General features: G+C 39.0%; 16 protein-coding genes. 4 read left to right on the top strand and 12 right to left on the bottom strand.

Annotated elements, in window-relative coordinates; translation table 11 throughout:
* Window positions 1-26: 26 nt before the first annotated feature.
* On the bottom strand, window positions 27-1814 hold the full coding sequence (locus R2800_11270; protein ID MEZ5017624.1) for an ABC transporter ATP-binding protein: 1788 nt from the start codon (window positions 1812-1814) through the stop codon (window positions 27-29).
* Between the two features lie 77 nt (window positions 1815-1891).
* Here R2800_11270 and R2800_11265 point away from each other — a divergent pair, with 77 nt between their 5' ends.
* From R2800_11265 to R2800_11255, 3 genes are all read left to right on the top strand, one after another.
* Window positions 1892-2881: an aspartate-semialdehyde dehydrogenase gene (locus tag R2800_11265; GenBank protein MEZ5017623.1), complete on the top strand. Its 990-nt coding sequence runs from the start codon at window positions 1892-1894 to the stop codon at window positions 2879-2881.
* A gap of 106 nt (window positions 2882-2987) precedes the next feature.
* Window positions 2988-4319 (top strand): T9SS type A sorting domain-containing protein, encoded by a 1332-nt coding sequence (locus R2800_11260; protein ID MEZ5017622.1) that lies wholly within the window; start codon window positions 2988-2990, stop codon window positions 4317-4319.
* Between the two features lie 96 nt (window positions 4320-4415).
* Complete coding sequence (locus tag R2800_11255; protein ID MEZ5017621.1) at window positions 4416-6695, top strand: TonB-dependent receptor; 2280 nt, start codon at window positions 4416-4418, stop codon at window positions 6693-6695.
* A gap of 35 nt (window positions 6696-6730) precedes the next feature.
* Here R2800_11255 and rpiB read toward each other — a convergent pair whose 3' ends face one another.
* The 4 genes from rpiB to R2800_11235 all read right to left on the bottom strand — a co-directional run bounded on the left by rpiB (window position 6731) and on the right by R2800_11235 (window position 9750).
* On the bottom strand, window positions 6731-7189 hold the full coding sequence (gene rpiB, locus R2800_11250) for a ribose 5-phosphate isomerase B (protein MEZ5017620.1): 459 nt from the start codon (window positions 7187-7189) through the stop codon (window positions 6731-6733).
* Between the two features lie 11 nt (window positions 7190-7200).
* Window positions 7201-8058 (bottom strand): twin-arginine translocase subunit TatC, encoded by an 858-nt coding sequence (tatC, locus tag R2800_11245; protein MEZ5017619.1) that lies wholly within the window; start codon window positions 8056-8058, stop codon window positions 7201-7203.
* Between the two features lie 67 nt (window positions 8059-8125).
* Entirely contained in the window at window positions 8126-9196 is a 1071-nt protein-coding gene (locus R2800_11240; protein MEZ5017618.1) for a serine protease, read from the bottom strand.
* Between the two features lie 2 nt (window positions 9197-9198).
* Entirely contained in the window at window positions 9199-9750 is a 552-nt protein-coding gene (locus R2800_11235) for a sigma-70 family RNA polymerase sigma factor (GenBank protein MEZ5017617.1), read from the bottom strand.
* A 229-nt stretch (window positions 9751-9979) separates the two neighbouring features.
* Here R2800_11235 and R2800_11230 point away from each other — a divergent pair, with 229 nt between their 5' ends.
* The gene (locus R2800_11230; protein MEZ5017616.1) at window positions 9980-10198 is read left to right on the top strand and encodes a hypothetical protein; all 219 of its coding nucleotides are present in this window, start codon (window positions 9980-9982) and stop codon (window positions 10196-10198) included.
* Window positions 10199-10260: 62 nt separating this feature from the next.
* Here the strand turns inward: R2800_11230 and rsmI are convergent, their stop codons facing one another.
* The 7 genes from rsmI to R2800_11195 form a co-directional block, all read right to left on the bottom strand.
* Window positions 10261-10926 (bottom strand): 16S rRNA (cytidine(1402)-2'-O)-methyltransferase, encoded by a 666-nt coding sequence (gene rsmI / locus R2800_11225; protein ID MEZ5017615.1) that lies wholly within the window; start codon window positions 10924-10926, stop codon window positions 10261-10263.
* A gap of 7 nt (window positions 10927-10933) precedes the next feature.
* Window positions 10934-11185 (bottom strand): phosphoribosylformylglycinamidine synthase subunit PurS, encoded by a 252-nt coding sequence (purS, locus tag R2800_11220; protein MEZ5017614.1) that lies wholly within the window; start codon window positions 11183-11185, stop codon window positions 10934-10936.
* 6 nt (window positions 11186-11191) lie between these two features.
* Window positions 11192-11950 (bottom strand): CDP-diacylglycerol--serine O-phosphatidyltransferase, encoded by a 759-nt coding sequence (pssA, locus tag R2800_11215; protein ID MEZ5017613.1) that lies wholly within the window; start codon window positions 11948-11950, stop codon window positions 11192-11194.
* Window positions 11951-12051: 101 nt separating this feature from the next.
* Window positions 12052-12753 (bottom strand): response regulator transcription factor, encoded by a 702-nt coding sequence (locus R2800_11210; GenBank protein ID MEZ5017612.1) that lies wholly within the window; start codon window positions 12751-12753, stop codon window positions 12052-12054.
* Window positions 12754-12821: 68 nt separating this feature from the next.
* Window positions 12822-13847 (bottom strand): PorP/SprF family type IX secretion system membrane protein, encoded by a 1026-nt coding sequence (locus R2800_11205; protein MEZ5017611.1) that lies wholly within the window; start codon window positions 13845-13847, stop codon window positions 12822-12824.
* Between the two features lies 1 nt (window position 13848).
* Window positions 13849-17415: a PKD domain-containing protein gene (locus R2800_11200; GenBank protein MEZ5017610.1), complete on the bottom strand. Its 3567-nt coding sequence runs from the start codon at window positions 17413-17415 to the stop codon at window positions 13849-13851.
* 168 nt (window positions 17416-17583) lie between these two features.
* Window positions 17584-18057: a ribonuclease H-like YkuK family protein gene (locus R2800_11195; protein ID MEZ5017609.1), complete on the bottom strand. Its 474-nt coding sequence runs from the start codon at window positions 18055-18057 to the stop codon at window positions 17584-17586.
* Window positions 18058-18093 lie beyond the last annotated feature (36 nt).

Below are 18093 nucleotides of genomic sequence, written 5' to 3'. Positions count from 1 at the left end.
GGGCAGCTACTTGTAGCTGCCCTTTTTTATGCTTCTTCTGTTACTTCCGTTTGGTGGCGGTAGAGCTTAGCATATTTCTTATTTAAGCTCATTAGCTCTTCATGCGTACCTTGCTCTACTATTTGGCCGTCATCCAGTACAATTATCTTATCAAAGGTCCAACTGGTAAATATTCTGTGGGTGATGACAATAGTTGTTTTATTCTTTAGTCTTGTCTTGAAGTTTTCTAAGATGTTTTGCTCTGTTTGGGTATCTACTGCAGACAGCGATTCGTCTAGCATCAATATTTTACTATCCTTGAGTATTGCACGGGCTAGTATCAAACGCTGTTTTTGCCCTCCTGAAAGCATTACGCCACGCTCGCCAATAACCGTTTCATAACCGTCTTTCAATGTTCCTACGTCTTTAGCAAAATCAGCAAGTCGAGCGGCTTCTTTTACTTCACTTTCTGTAGCCTCAGGTTTACCAAATTTGATATTATTGTATATGGTATCAGAGAATAGATAAGGCTCTTGTGGTGCATAAGCTATTTCGGCACGAAGGCTTTGTATGTTCAACTCTTGAATAGGCGTATCATCCAGTTTAAGTAGACCCTCTTGAGCATCATACATTCTTAACAGAAGATGTACAATAGTAGATTTTCCTGAGCCAGTTTTTCCTATTACAGCCACTTTTTCACCTGGTTTTATATCTAGTGAAAAGTTTTTCAAAGCAGTAATACCTGTGTGTGGATAGGTAAAGGAAATATTTTCAAATGTTACATGGCCTTTTAAGTTGGCCTCTTTAGCATCTTCCTGATTAGTAATAGTAGGTTCGGTATTTAAGAATTCATCAATTCTTTTTTGCGAAGCACCAGCACGTTGTACTATTGATGCTACCCAGCCTATAGCCATCATAGGGAACATAAGCATGGTGATATAGATGATGAACTCAGCTATGTTACCTGTTGTAATATGTCCTTGTATCGCATAGTAGCCACCAATAAGAATAGTGCTAATCATGCTCAAGCCTATGAATAGATTCATAGAAGGGAAGAAGACCGCTTCTGTGAGTGATAGGTTAATAGCACTCTGCTTATATTCATCGGATGCCTTGTTGAAAAAGCGCAGCATGTTTTTCTCTTGTACGAATGACTTTATTACTCTAATCCCTGAATAAGACTCTTGAGCAGTAGTAGTGATGGATGAAAGTTGCGCTTGGATCTTTTCGCTCTTTTTAAATATGATACGGTTGACCAAATAGATGGTGAGTGCTAATAGTGGTAAAGGGATAATAACGTATAGCGTTAGCATAGGGCTTACGCGTAGCATGCCCCATACACACATAATGGTTAGTACCACAAGGTTGATGGTATACATAATAGCAGGCCCTACATACATGCGTACACGAGATACATCTTCTGCTATACGGTTCATAAGGTCGCCAGTGTAATGGCTTTTATAGAATTGAGTATCAAGTTTTTGGTAATGAGTGTAGATCTCATTCTTTTGGTCGTACTCTATAAAGCGAGACATAACAATGATCGTTTGCCTCATGAAGAACATGAATAACCCTCTTAGCAACGCTAGGCCAAGTAGTAGTAGCCCGTTCCACAAAACAAGCTTAAAGATATATGCCTGTACCTCTTTAGAGATTATAGTATCGTCCAGTAATCTATAAGTACTAATGTTTTGTTGTACTTGGTCGATTATATTACGAACAATAACAGGAGGTATAACGGCCAGTATATTAGAAATGGTAATGAATAGCATGCCTGCCAGTAATCGCCATTTATATTTTAAAAGGTATTTGTTTAAAGAAGCCAGATTCTTCATAAGAGGCAAAGGTACTGGCTTTTTTCTTCTATTATATGAGCACACTACTTATCTTTGCCCTCTAAAATTTAAAGACAATGCGCGTAGCGGTAGTAGGTGCCACAGGCATGGTAGGTCGTACCATGTTACAGATATTAGAGGAACGTCACTTCCCCATTACAGAACTGATACCAGTAGCTTCGGCTCGCTCTGTAGGTAAAAAGTTGACTTTCAGGGGTGAAGAATATACAGTTGTTGATGCAGATACAGCCATTGGTATGAAACCTGCGTTAGCATTGTTCTCATGTGGAGGTGCAATGTCTTTGGAATTGGCTCCGAAATTTGCTGAGGCAGGTTGTAGAGTAGTAGATAACTCTTCTGCTTGGCGTATGGACCCTACCAAAAAACTTATTGTTCCTGAAGTGAATGCACATGTGCTTACCGAGGAAGATATGATCATTGCTAATCCCAACTGTTCTACCATACAGATGGTGATGGTATTGAAGCCTATACACGATAAGTATACCATAAAGAGAGTGGTGGTTAGCACTTATCAGTCGGTAACGGGTAGTGGGCAAAAGGCCGTGGATGAGCTAAATAACCAACGTGCAGGAGATAAGACCACAAATGTCTACCCACATCAGATAGACATGAATATTATTCCTCATATAGATGTGTTCCAAGATAATGGCTATACAAAAGAGGAAATGAAGATGGTGCTGGAAACTAACAAGATACTAGGTGATGATAGGGTAAAGGTGACGGCAACTACTGTACGTGTACCGGTAATGGGAGGTCATAGTGAAAGCGTAAATATTGAGTTGGTTAACGATTTTTATGAATCTGATGTAAAACAATTACTCAATATATTCCCAGGAGTAGTTGTGATAGATAACCCTGAGATGAATAGTTATCCTACACCACTATATGCATCGGGCAAAGATGAAGTCTTTGTAGGTCGTATCCGTAGGGATTATTCGCAGGAGAATACGCTAAACTGCTGGATAGTTGCAGACAATTTACGTAAAGGTGCTGCTACAAATGCGGTACAAATAGCCAAATATTTACATCAGCAAGGTTGGATTTAAGTTGGGCTTAATGTTTCTGTCACAAGTTTGTCAATAGTTGGGCTATTGGTCATGTGAAGAAAGAAGAGGGTGTAACTTTACACCATCATTTTTAACCTTTCTTTATATGAAATTAAAATATACACTATTATCGTTGGCATGTGCAGCAACAGTAGGTTCTTCTGCGCAAACGTGGGTTGTTGATTCCGTGGATTTGAATGCCGGATATGCAAAAGATGCGTATTATAATTTGGCTAATGGCAATACAAAAACGCAGACGGCAGATGATTGGCATATTGCTTTCCAAATGAGCAAGTTTGGAGCTACATCTTTCAACGCAAGTGTACGTGCCAACCATATTAAGGGAAAAGTTCAGGTATATTCAATAGGTGCTAAAGCTAGTACCAAGTTTGGTAACCTTGTTGCTAGTGATACGATGGGTAAAGTAAGCCCTGCTACTCAATTGGTAAATAATGATACTAGCTGGGGTGAAGGTGCTTTTACAGTAAACAGAAATACTTCTAGCCCTGTAGACTTTGGTTGGGCAAAGTACAATATGACCACGCATAACCTAAGTGGTGATTCTCTATACATTGTTATGATCGATGGTGCTGCATACCAACTACATCTCCAGGAGTATAAAAGTGCTGCTAATAACGAGATGTACAAGTTCAGGTTTGCAAAATTTGATGGTTCTGGTTTAGTAGAAGATTCTATTAAAAGAGCTAGCCCATACACAGACCGCCTTTTTGCTTATTACAACATGACGACGGCTACAGTTATAGACAGAGAGCCTTCTATAGGTGCTTGGGATCTACTATTCAAGCAATATCAAAAGAATAGAACATTCGGACCGGTACCGGGACAGCTACAAGCATATACAGGCGTACTAGCTAATCTTGATGTAGAGATAGCAGAAGTATTCTCAGTAGACCCAAACAATCTTACGTCAAGCAACTTTACTTCTCATTTATCAAACCTTAAGAAAGAGACAAATACAATTGGTGATAACTGGAAGACTTTTGACATGTCTATTTTTAAATATAGAGTACATGCCGATACTAGTTATATAGTGAAGTCTAAGAATAATAGTAGCTACTACCACATACAATTCACTCGTTTTGATGGAACTGCAACAGGTAAAATAGTTTTTCAAAAGCGTGCTTTGGGAACTACAAGTGTAGCTTCTGTTACTAACAATGTAAGTGAGTATAGTATTTATCCAAACCCTGCTAACAATCAGGTTAATATTATGATAGATGCTCGCGCACAAGCTAATAATGCACAGATAGTAGTTACAGATATTACAGGTAAGGTAATGATGACCACTACTGCGAATATGAAGAAAGGGCTGAACGCTTATCAGTTTGATGTTACTAATTATCCATCAGGTACTTACTTGGTTGTAGTATCTAATGGCGGCTGGAAGATAGCTGATAAAATAATGGTACAGCACTAGGGTAATTTCAAATCGTGCGGATTTGTTTATTTAATATAAGGGTTCAACACTTTAATTAATTAAAGGGTTGAATCCTTAATTTTTACAGAAGAATAGATGTTGAAGAGAATAGCACATATCATATTGTTTTTAGCGATTGCAACCTCAGGCTATGCACAAACGTTAAGGGTTACCGTATTAGACAATAGTACCGGTAAAACGGTTCCATTTGCGTACATAAATATTTCCTCTATTAATAATAATGGAACGATCATCAATGCGCAGACCGATGAGAATGGCGTTGCTAACGTGAGTCCAGATATCTACCCCTGTGTTTTTGAGTTAACAGCACTAGGCTACGAGTCGCTGAGCAAAGAAGTACTTACAGCTCCTGCGGGTAATGTGTTGAACATACGCATGACCAAAAAATTCTCTTCTATGAATGAAGTAGTTGTAACAGGTATGGCTCAGCCTATGAGGTTAAAAGATGCATTGTCGAACTATAGGGTCATTGGCAAAGAGCAGATAAAAGCACAAGGTGCGGTTACTCTAGATGAAATACTGGAGAACCAACTTAATATGAGTATTGGTAATGACCAAGTACTGGGTGCTACTATGAACATGCAAGGGCTAAAGGGGGATAAAGTAAAAATACTGATTGATGGTATACCGCTAAACGGTAGAGAGAATGGTAATATTGACCTTAGCCAGATAAACCTAAACAATGTAGAAAGAGTAGAGATAGTACAAGGCCCTATGAGTGTTGTATATGGAACAGATGCATTAGGAGGGGTTATCAATATCATAACTAAGAAAGAAAAGAAACCACTATCTATAAACGCAGGTACTTATTTAGAAACGTATAAGTACAACTTTGATGCTACTGCTTCTTTTAAACTAGCAGACAGACATCAAATAACACTTGGTGGTGGGAGAAACTATTTTAAAGGTTGGAAATATATAGACCAAGTACAAAGGTTTGGTACACAAGAGCTACGCACACAACGAAATTTATTATTTAATCCTAAGGAGCAATACATAGCTAACCTTGCGTATAGATACGAGGCAAAATCTGGCTTTAGGGTAGATCTGGCCTCTGATTATTTAAGGGAAAAAGTTACTGATAGAGGCGATGTGACTATATGGACTACAGCGGGAGCATATGCAACAGATAGATATTATAGAACTACACGTTCTATGAACAGACTATCGATGCAAGGCAAAATAGGCAAGAAAGGACAGTGGCAAAGCCAAAATGGATATATAGTATATAATCGCACCAGAGCTACTGTATCAAAAGATATGGTAGCACTTTCAGAAGTGCCTACTGCTGCTAAAGGAGATCAAGATACATCTACCTTCAGTGATGTGTTTCTAAGAGGCAATTATACCAACCAACTTCAAAAATTACAGTATACAGTTGGCTATGATGTTAATCTACAGTTTGCAAAAAGCTTAAAAATTGATGGGCATAATAAAGAACTACATGATTATGCTGTTTATGCTAATGTATCTTACCCATTAATAAAAGATAAACTTACAGGTCAGGTTGGCCTACGTGGTGCAGCAAATACAACTTATTCGCCACCTGTAATACCTAGCGCCAACTTGTTATACACGCCTAAGAAAAACTTACAAATTAGAGCCTCATATGCACAAGGTTTCAGAGCGCCTAGCTTAAAAGAGAAGTACTTGAGCTTTGTGGATGCTAACCATAATATTGTAGGTAGTCCTAATTTGCGTGCTGAATCCAGTCAGCATGTTCAAGTATCGGCTTCTTATCAGGCATACGAAGAGCGTTCTGATTATTTACAATTCATTGTTACAGGCTTCTTTAATGACGTAAAAGATGGAATTTTATTGGTGCCTGTTAATCCATTAGATTCTAACAGTCTTGATTATACTTATGGTAACCAGACCCATCAAAGCAATGCTATAGGTTCGGTGCAGATGGATGGACAATGGAAGCAGTTTCATTTTCAGATAGGGTATGCATTGACCAATGTTTTTGCAGAACCTAATAGTTATGATGCCTTTACTGCACAAGAAGCAACAGCAACATTGCAATATGCTTGGAAGAAGCCGGGTTTGAGGTTCAATGCTTTTTATAAGTATACAGGAAGCCAACCTACAGCTACTCCTAATATAGATGGAAGCATTTCTTATAATGGTACTCAAGATGCTTTTAGCATGCTGGATGTTTCGGTAAGTAAAAAGTTTTTGAAGAACAAGGTGCAGATAATAGCTGGCGTGAAAAACTTATTGGATGTACAACTGGTACAAACTCGTGGTGCGGGTATAAATAGCGGTGGTGCACATAGTGGTGGCTCAGGAGGAATAAACTTGCTGCCGCGTACAGTATTTACTTCTATAAGAGTAGCACTTAATAAATACTAAATAAAGAAGCCCTCAATTATTTGAGGGCTTCTTTATTATGATAAACTGATCTTATCTACTCGTCTTTCATGTCGCCCTCCTTCAAAAGCGGTACTCAAGAATTTATCAACCATATCTAGTGCAACTGCTTCAGATACAAAACGTGCAGGTATGCAAAGGATATTTGCATTGTTGTGTAGTCTTGCCAGTTCTGCAAGCTCGTCATTCCAACAAAGGGCAGCACGTACGTTTTGATGCTTATTAGCAGTCATACATACTCCGTTACCACTTCCACATATTAGTATGCCTACAGCAGCTGTCCCATTATCTACCATTTCAGATACAGGGTGTGCATAGTCGGGATAGTCAGTACTATCGGTGCTATGTGTTCCCTTGTCTTCTATTTGCCATCCAGCTTCACTAAGTGCTTTTTTTAGCATGTCTTTATAGTCAAAACCTGCATGGTCTCCACCAATTACTAATGGTAATTCTTGATTGAAAACTGTTTGTTGCATATCGTTAAGTATTATTTTTTACGATCTTTTTTCTTTCTGTCCTTCTCTACACGGGCACTGATCTTAATAGCTACCTCGTACAATAATATTAAAGGCATTACTACCAACCATATGGTAAACCAGTCGGGAGGTGTAATTACAGCAGCCAACACGAAGATGATAACTATAGCATAGTTACGCTTAGTGCGCATTAAAGTAGGGGTTAGTAAGCCTACTCTTGATAAGAAGTAAACCAATATTGGTAATTCAAATACCAATCCTATACCCAGTACTAAGTCGCTCAATGTACCATAGTAGTTAGCCATGGTAATGATATTCTGAAACTTAGAGCTGAGCTGATAATTTGCAAAGAAGTTAATAGTAAAAGGTGCTATGACGAAGTAGGCAAAAAGCACACCAAGAAAGAATAGGAATGACGACCAGAAAACAATGCCTCTAGCATGTTTTAGTTCTCCTGGTTTTAGAGCAGGTTTTACAAATTTCCACATTTCCCAAAACACATAAGGAAAAGCTACAATGAACCCAAGCATGAAGGATACAGAGAAGCTCATCATAAACTGCCCTGATAACTGTGTGTTTTGAAACTGAAGGCTCATCTCCTTCATGCATAACGCATCTTCCAAATGTAGTAGCTCTCCTAGTCGGCAAAGAGCACGGTAAGAAAGGAATTCGGGGTCAGCAGGGCCTAGTATAATAGTGTCAAATACCCAATCGCTATAGATAAAAACCACTATTGCTCCAACAATGATACTTAGGAGCGAACGAATGATATGCCAACGCAGTTCTTCAATATGGTCCACAAAGGCCATCTCACCTGCAGGGCTATCTATCCCTTTTCTATTCGCTAAAAACTTGTTTATTATACTCACTAGTTGCGCTTACGGATAGCAAATTTATACAAATAATAAGTTGTATGCATTACTAATGTGCAAAGGCTTATTTTTTATAGACCTTGATAGCGCAAGTATACTGAGAAAGACGTTCAATTTGACGCTCACGGTTTAGGCGGGAAAGCCTGTTAGTACTAGGTATATCTATTTTTGTACTATCCGGTAGCTCTTTTATATGTTGTAGCAAAGCTTCTGAAGAGATAGCGTAGGTGGTACCTTCACTTTGGCTTTCTTTACCTGTAATAATGGCAATGACCTCCCCTCTAGTATTCACAACAGGTGCACCACTTTGTCCATGATTTGCAGGTAGTTCCAGTCTATATTGAGAAGAATCTCCCATATATCCGTTGACAGAGCTAATATAACCTTCATTATAAACCACCTCATCTTGTGGGTAGCCGAGGCTATATACTTGCTCACCCAGCTTCTTTTTGGACTTGGCAAAAAGGTAAGGAACTCCCCATTTGCTGAACTTGAATTTTTTATCAACAACTTTTAGAATAGCTATATCAGCTTCTTGGTCGGTGCTGATAATAGCCGCTTTATAATAGTTGCCATCATTATGCTGAATGTACACAGAGTCTGCATCGGCGGTAACGTGGTAGTTGGTAACTAAATACCCATCATTACTTAATGCAAAGCCAGTACCAGAATAACGGGCATCTAAAGATGGCTGTTGTTGTTCGCCTGTAATGTTATTAATTAGCCTATGTTGTGAGCGCTTATATTTTTCAAGATCCCTTTTTAATAAAGAGTATTGAGAAGCAATACGTTTGTTATTGTTAGCAATGATAAGGTAGGTAGAAAGAGAAGTAACCAACGCTATACCGGCAGCTACTGCAGCAGTACGCCAGTAGTGCTTGTTGATAGAAATTGTTTTAGGCTCGGGTTTAGCGACAACTGTACGTTTTTGATGTACGTCTTTTAATAACGACTTAAAACGATGCTGTTTACCATTTGCCTCTAGTGAGCGTATGGTGTTAACACACTCATAGAAGGTATTACTAAAGGTAATATCATCTGAAAGCTTATTCTTTAAAATAGTAAGCTCTGTTTCATTCAAACTGCCAGCTACATAGCCTTCAGCAATCTCCCATATGTTCTTTTCTCCTGGCATTTCTATTTTACTTGTGTGCTAAAGAATATTTTCTTTAAGCGAGTAAGGCATTTATATTTTTGTGTTTTGGCATTATCGGGGTTCGTATAGTCGAAGTCTATTGCTATTTCCTGCATGCTTTTCCCTTTATGGTAATAAGCTTTTAGTAACGAGCTGCACGGTTCACCCAGTTCTTCCAATGCCGTTTCTAGTTGTTCATAATGTAACTCCCTTTCTACATGTGCCTTTATATCATCTTCGTAAGTGCTATCATATTCCGGTATTTCTACCAGCTGCACTTCTCTGGTTTTCTTCAACCATAGGTTTTTGGCTACAGCAAACAGGTAGGTGCCTATTTTACAGCTTAACCTAAAGTCTTCATCCTGTGCTTTTTCATACAGTACAGTCATTGCTTCTTGGTATACATCTGCAGCATCTACTTCTTGCCCGCCATGGGTAATGATCCATTTTGTAACAATAGGATAGTGTGCATTATATACTTCCTCAACTGCAGAACGCTCACTGGCAGCAAGTCCATTAAGCAGTTCAAGCTCTGTATGTAATGATTGTTGCACTTATTAATCCCGATTTTAAGAAAAAGTAACCCAATTCTTATATATAAAAATAATTACCAATTGACCAGGTTGTTGTAAAGTTAGTAAGTATAGCTATAAGGTGTACTTAGTCAAGTGTTTAATTAGGGTGGGAAAAATAATTTTAATTTTTTTGGGGTTACTGGGTTACCTTTTTCTTGATCTGGTATTAATAGGAAAATAAACAAGTACTAAACTAAAACTAGAAATTATGAAATTCGTTAAAATCGGTGCATTTGCAGTTGCTTTAGGTATGATGGTTGCTTCTTGTGGTGAAGCTACAGAAGAAAAAGCTGAAGATACAATGGAGCAAGTTGAAGAAACTGCTACAGAGGCTACAGAAGCTGTTGAAGAAGCTGCTACTGAAACTGCTGAGACTGTTGATTCTATGGCTACAGAAGCTACAGAAGCTGTTGAAGCTGCTCACTAAGCTGAAAGGAAAAAATTTAACCAAAATAAAAAGAGTCGATCCATATGGGTCGACTCTTTTTATTATTTGCCAGCTACTACGATAACAATTTCCCCTTTGGGAGGTTTGGCCTCATAGTGCTGTTGTAGTTCGGCTAATGTCCCTTTTCTTGTTTCTTCAAACATTTTGGTCAGTTCTCTACACACGGCAGCTTGCCTATCAGTACCAAGATGTTCGCCCATCTCTCTAAGTGTTTTTACCAGACGGTGAGGAGACTCGTAAAGAATAATCGTACGTTCTTCGTCAACTAACTTAGAAAAGAAGGTTTGTCTTCCCTTTTTTTGAGGGGGGAAGCCTTCAAAACAAAACCGATTGCTAGGAATACCCGACTGTACCAGAGCGGGTATAAATGCCGAAGCTCCTGGTAAGCATTCAACAGGTATCTCATTCTTAATGCACTCGCGTACTAGTAAAAACCCAGGGTCAGAAATCCCAGGAGTACCGGCATCTGTAATAAGTGCATAGGTCTTACCCTGTTGCATCTGTTCCACAAGATGTTGTACAACTTTATGCTCGTTGTGTTGATGATAAGGGGTAAGTGGCTTTTGTATATCATAATGCTTAAGTAGCACAGAGCTTGTACGAGTATCCTCACAGAGGATACCATCAGCATTATTCAATACTTCAATAGCCCTGTAAGTTATATCTCCAAGGTTGCCAATAGGCGATGGTACCAGATACAACTTCATAAGCGTATTATCCTTCTACTATAGTGATGTCAAATTGCTCCATCACTGGGTTAGCTAATAGCTTCTTACATGCATCGTCGGCAATAGCAGCTGCAGCATCTTTACTATCTGCATCTATGCTTAGTGTGATGTGTTTGCCTATGCGTACATTAGCTACGGCAGCAAGACCAAGGTTGTGCAAACTGTTGTTCACAGCTTTACCTTGTGGGTCTAATAATTCTTTTAACGGCATTACGTTAATGTGTGCTGTATATTTCATTATTTATTATTGTTCAGCAGGTTTGTGTATTAAAGATAGTATGATGTATAGGGCAAATACTATAGGCGCAGCCACTGCTTTGAGTGTAAACCAGCCAGCAACAGCAGCAATGATTAGGATTAATTGAGGCCACATATTAGCTGGTTTAAAGCTAGTTGGCATCAATTTCATAAAGCGTATTTTACTTACCATAAGCCATGATAACAAGCCTATTATAGCATATAGCAGATATTTATTTTGTAAGTATAGACCTATTTCAGGGTTTAGCCAGTTTATTAGTGGAAAGGATGCAATAAATAAACCAACTGCAGGTATGGGCATTCCAGTGAAGCTGCCACTAGAAGGAGTAGTTACATTGTATCTAGCCAACCTTATGGCACCAAAACAAGCAATAAGAAATGCAGGGGTAGTAGCTATCATGCTCACATCCATTGCATCTGGCTCTGCCATTATAGATGCCCATAGCATTTTATATAATATCATTGCAGGAGCAACGCCAAAAGATACCACATCGGCTAAAGAGTCGAGGTCCTTACCAATAGGAGAAAAGACCTTTAGTGCTCTGGCTACAAAGCCATCCAGTAGGTCAAAAACAGCAGCTATAAGTATAAATACACTGCCCCAGTAGGCTTGTTCTACACCAGTTACCCAGTATTCAGCGCCATGATACCCCGCAAGGAACGGTTGTGCATTAAGGATAAATGCAATAGCTATACAGCCTGAAAACAGGTTGCCAAGTGTAAGCAGATTAGGTAAATGCTTCATGAGCCATCAAAAGTAGTAATCTTCCTCCAATGTATGGATATGGTTATATAAATAAAGCCGGATAAATGTCCGGCTTTGTGAAATTTATTAAGATTTGACAATTATTCAGGCACAACCAGCCTAAAGCCATTACCATGAATATTCACGATCTCTACACTGCTATCACCTTTTAAATACTTACGTAGCTTGGCAATGTACACATCCATACTTCTACCATTAAAATAAGTGTCGCTGCCCCAAATACGTTTTAGTGCAGCCTCACGAGGCAACAGGTCATTTTTGTACTCGCAAAGCATTAGCAATAGCTCATTCTCTTTAGGAGATAATGTTTCAGAATCATCACCCAACTCTAATGTGCGTAGCTTGCTATTGAAATGGTAGCTACCTATATCAAACTCAACTTCAGCATGTTGCTTATCCTGTAACTCTTGATTACGTTTTAGTATAGCCTTGATTTTGTGTAGCAATACTTCACTATCAAAAGGCTTTGTGATATAATCATCTGCGCCCAGCTTGTAGCCATTCAGTATATCTTCTTTCATGCTTTTGGCAGAAAGGAAGAATAATGGAATATCAGGATCTACATTTCTAATTTCTTCTGCAAGTGTGAAACCATCCATATTAGGCATCATCACATCTAAAAGACATATATCGTATTTCTCTCTGCGGAAGGCAGCCAAGCCTAGTATACCGTCTCTGGCAAGCTCTACTACAAAGTCATTTAATTCAAGATAGTTTTTAAGTACCTGACCGAAGTTAGTATCGTCTTCTACTAATAGTACTTTGAATTTTTCGTTCTCCATAATCTTAAAAGGAATATATTATCACCAAAAGTAATAACCTAAAGGCTGATTTCACAGGTAATTTTTTGTTAAAAGCGAGGGCAGTCAATAGTGCTGTGGCCCATGCCTCCTCCTCTATAACCACCTTGATATACAAGCCCAAACTCTACTGCACCCCTACCATTTACATCAGGACCTAGTTTTGATATGGTATAATCGTAGCTTGCCATTAACCTCACACCAGACCATTGAAGCCCAAAAACGGGGATGATAGATTCGTTGAAGCGGTTATATACACCGACGATAACATCTGTAGAGTAATTTTCATTTCCCGAGATGAAAAAACGTGCTGTTAAACCATATACTAACTCTTGAGCTGAGCCCTGCCTGGTATAGTAGGCAGAAGGGTTGAGGATAAGAGAACCATCTAGTTTTATTAGTGCATCAACATTGGCTGTAGGACGCATCTTTATCTGGTTGGTATTACCCAAAAAACTCTCTTGAGGTTGGTTGATATGTGCTAGTCCAATACCGACTTTTAGATAAAGATTCTCATTGGGAAACAGGGCATAGTTGATGCCTGCATTCATATCCCAAAAATTGGTTTTGGCAACAGTGTTAGGTTCGCCATTGCTAGTACTTTTATCAAACTTGAAACCATCCCATTGTCTATCGTAAGTAAGTTTAGAGAAGTCGATACTACGTTGGTTGGTCGACGCAGAAAAACCAACAGATATCATATTGTATTCTCCAGTAAGTATATGATAGGCAACTGCTAGCTCTGTTCTGTTTAAGGTGAGTTGCCCGTCTCCAGCTTTATCATTAAAGAAGGCAACGCCTACGCCTAGCCAGTTAGTAAAATCCTGTTTTTTAAACAAGGAGAAGTCGGCAAAACCCGACATGGTATTGTATGGAACTGGTAGTTGCGCCCATTGGCTACGATAGTTGGCACCAATTCTATAGTCAGACTGGCTCATTAATGCTGTATTAGCAGGATTGAGTAGCATTGGGGCATTATAGTATTGGGAGAAATGCATTCCTTGCCCTGCAGCTGTACCATAAGTTAGTAGTGCCGTAAGAGAAACAGTTATGCCTTTTAAAAGTTTTTTTATCATACTATCGTATCAAGGTCACATTTCCTTTTTTGTATAAAGTAGTACCGTCTACAAAAGAAACGTTTAACACAAATGCATAAGCATCGGTAGGTTGTTCTTTGTTTTTATAATTACCATCCCAACCTACAGATTCTTCATTGGTTTCAAAAACCAATTCTCCCCATCGGTTAAATATACGCAAGTTGACGGTTTCTATACCTGAACCACGTACTAGTAATATATCATTATTACCGTCTCCGTTTGGTGTAAAGGCAGTAGGTATATCAGCAAGAGGGAATATATCTGCATCTACTTTTTTACAAATTGTATCAGAACAGCCTTTTAGAGTGCTAGCGGTTAAACAAACTGTATAGTTGCCCGTGCGTTTATAGTAATGGGGTTGTGGCGTTTCGTCTTGGCTACCTGTACCATCACCAAAGTTCCAGTTATAGGTGTCTGCTTTTAGCGATCTGTTGGTAAATACTACAGGCTCATTAGTAACTGGTATAATAGGTGCATGTATAAAATCTGCAGTAGGTAATACACTAACGGTTATTGTTTTGGTGAAGGTATCAACCTTGTTGCAAGATAGAGGGTTACTGGCGTAGAAAGTAATAGTATAAGTTCCTACAGAGTCATAAATATGTGATGGGGTAGGGTCGGAAGAGTTATTGCCATCACCAAAGTCCCAGTTGTAGCTGGTAGCATTTTCTGATGTGTTAGAGAATTTTGCTGCCTTATGTTGACATATTAGATCTGGTGCTTCCATATTGGCCTTTACCAGTATGTTGTTGAAATTAACAGTTTTGCTGACACTGTCTACTTTATTGCAAGAGGTAGGGTCAGACATGATAAGTCTGATCGTATAAGTGCCTTTTTGATTGTAGTTATGTGTGCTAGGATTATTACCAGTGAAACTAGTGCCATCGCCAAAATCCCAAGTAAGCGTTGCTGCTGAAGGGTTGTTGCCAAACTTAGAGTTGTTGGTAATGTTTACTATGTATGGACCACAGCTATCTGTAACTACAGTATTGAAATCGGCATTGATCGAGTTCGTATCTACCACAATGGTAAGGGTAGTGCTATCTATTGTATAACAGGCGTTGGGATTTCGAGCAATAAGTTTAACGGTATAGGTACCGGGTGTAGTATAGGAGTGAGATGGAGATGTAGCTGTACTTAATGGGCTACCGTCACCAAAGTTCCAACTGTAGATAGTAGCATTGGCCGAATTGTTTGTAAACTGTACTTGCTCCCCTACACATACAGTTGTAGAGGGGTTGGCACTCGCGGCCGCACTTACTGAGCCAAGGTTGAAAGCTATTTTTAAAGCAACTAGGTTACAATTATTACTATTATTGGTGTTACTCCAAGCACCTGTGGTAGTAGGCATGGAATCTATGTTGCCACAGCCTCCACATATAGCTTGGTATATGATCCCATTTTCATCAAACCTACTAGTACCACCATCAACATGGTCGCCAAGGTTGGCCAAACCGTAATAACCACCAAAGAGCTGAGCTGTCGCATTACGAGAAAGCACTATGAAATAAAAATCATCACCATTTTGACTGGTAGATTTTAAAATATTGTTGGGTGTAGTGGCAGGATTGCTTGCCGGTATGGGCATGTTTGAAGAGTTGGTAGGATTGCCTGTTACAAGAGTACTACTACCCCAGCCAGATATATAGACATTCTGACAAGTATCTACCAAGAAAGCAACGGGAGTAATATTGGTAATAGAAGAGCTACCACTGCCAAAAACAGTAGAGTAGATATTAGTACTAAGATTACTATCCAATTTTATAACAAACTGACTAGAGTTAGGCACAGAGAAAACTCCTGCTGTAACAGGGAAAGTACCTCCTAGGGTTTGCCCCATTGTGTAAACATTGTTGTCATCATCTACTTGTATACCATAGCATTGGTCGTAACTACCACGTCCAATTGCAGTAGCTCTATCTAATGGGTAGCTACCACTATTTTGAAATTTAGCAATAAATCCATCAGCGATACCTCCCTGGTAACTACCCCATAATGTGCCCGGTGAGAAGGGAAAGTTATTACCTGCCGTTCCGCCAGATACATAAATATGACTTTCGCTTTTATTCAATGCTAAAACATAAGCTGCATCATCGGCATTACCTCCCAAATAGGTGCTCCATAGCAGGTTGCTAAGGTTCGGGTCGAGCTTAAAAACAACAGCATCTTGTTGGCCCAGCAAGTTAGTTTGTATGGCGTTGGCAGTAGGAAAGTTAGTAGATCTAGTACAAGCAGCTACATATACGTTTCCTTGTGCATCTATTACTACTTCGCTACGAGCTTCGTCTCCATAGCTATGCTTTAAAGAAGAGTTTACAGTGGCATATACTGATGATATATTTACACCGTCGTCTCCGGAACCACCAACATAGGTGGAGGCTGCTAAGGCAGAACCTGCCGCATTAAGTTTTACGACCACAATATCTGCTCCCAGGTTGTAACTGTTATCGTATGGTGCACCTATAGTAGGGAAGTTATTGGAGTATGTGCGCCCAGCGATGATTAAGTTGCCGCTACGGTCTACGATCATACTATGTGGTTGATCGTTATTATTACCACCTATATAGGTAGAGTATATCAAAGCAGAGCCAGTGGCATTAAACTTGGTAATGGCCATGTCGCATCTAAATGAAGTGTCATTTCCTCCACCTGTTCCTCCACCCTGAAAGTTTACTTGGAAAGCGCCATTTGTTGTAATGTAAGCGCCATTTAGTGTAGCATCTACCGCACCTCCTGCATAAAAGTTGCCTTGATTATCATAAGTAGCAGTAAAACCCCAGTTGTCGGCTGTAGAGCCAGTGTAAGTAGAAAATACTACTGTAGGGTCTATTATTAGGTTTTGAGTTCCATCATACCCTTTAGGGAAATGATAAGTAATAATATTATCCTTTAGCTTGTATTTGCAGCTAATTTCTTTCAACACACCATCACTATATTGGTAAGCGTATGGCTCTTGTTCTTCAACAGTACCTACGGAAGTAGTAATAATAAGCTTCCCATTTTTTACCCTAATATCATCAGCACCCTTTATTTCCAGTTTAATATCATTGGGCTTACCATTAGGTTTTACTATAAAGTCGTATTTGATCTTAGTATTTGCAGAGGCAATGTGTAGGTCTATATTTTGATAAATATTGGCATAATCTACTGCCAAGTTGGGGTGGATATTACTTTTCCACTTTGTAGAGTCATTCCCAAGAAAGTAATTATAATAGTGATTTTGTGGTTTAGTACCTGTTATTTCAGCTTCAGAGTTTGCACCCAGCATTTTTACTTCATATCGGTGAAAATTAAGAACAGGTGCTTCTTTTATTCTGCCATGCTTATAGTCTCGCAATATATCAGCATTTTGAGTTGCACCCAGTATATACACAAAGCTTGTAGGCTCTAAAAAAACCGATACATTACCCGTTGTAGACTTATACTTGAAAGGGCCATCCCATTGCCCTTCATTTTTTATAAATTCAAGAGAGGCATTAGGCCCTTGTGCAAGGGATATTAAAGGAGAAAAAAAAACTATGCTATAAATCAGCCACCGTAGCATCATAATACACTAAATATTTGTAGATAAGCGTTAGTAAATGTAAGCTATTTTGCTAATAAATAGACGGGCAAAACGGTGTAAAAGACAGGTTTATAGGCGTTTTTAATGATTAAAAAACCCTAAAGAGTAAGATTAATGCAGTACTGTCATTAAAAGGTCATGAGAAAGAAGCTAATTGACAATTTTGTTGGCACAGCTAGTGCTGGCAAATGCTTCCGGTTTTGCCTTGAAAGCAAAGCCCATACCCAATATGTAGCCAGTAGCCTCTCTTAAAGCTTCATTACTTTTAAACTGAGGGTTGGTATTGATATCTGCATGTATCTCCATATCTATATCATAGGTATTAAAGAGATCGCATAGTTGATAAGCTATATCAATGCTTTTGCCCACCTCTACCAGCATGCGCTCTTTAATGCTGTAAGGAACTTTTGTTTTCTCATTTTGGATGAACATGAATCCGCCTCTCTTTTCTCTTAGAAAAACAATTACAGTGGCAAACTCGGTTTCCTTACCTCTTACTTGCGAGTCAGTACCAATGCATACTTTCAGCTTATAGCCAGCTTCAGTTTCCCTTATTATAGCCTCTTCTACCGCCTCTTTTACAGGTTGTTTTAGTGCCGAGCCATCAAACGTACGCCAGATCATAGATATGTAGTTTTAATTATATTAAAGTTACCTATA

Source organism: Flavipsychrobacter sp. (assembly GCA_041392855.1).
Classification (GTDB): Bacteria; Bacteroidota; Bacteroidia; order Chitinophagales; family Chitinophagaceae; genus UBA5543.
This window is presented reverse-complemented; position numbering and strand designations above follow the sequence as displayed.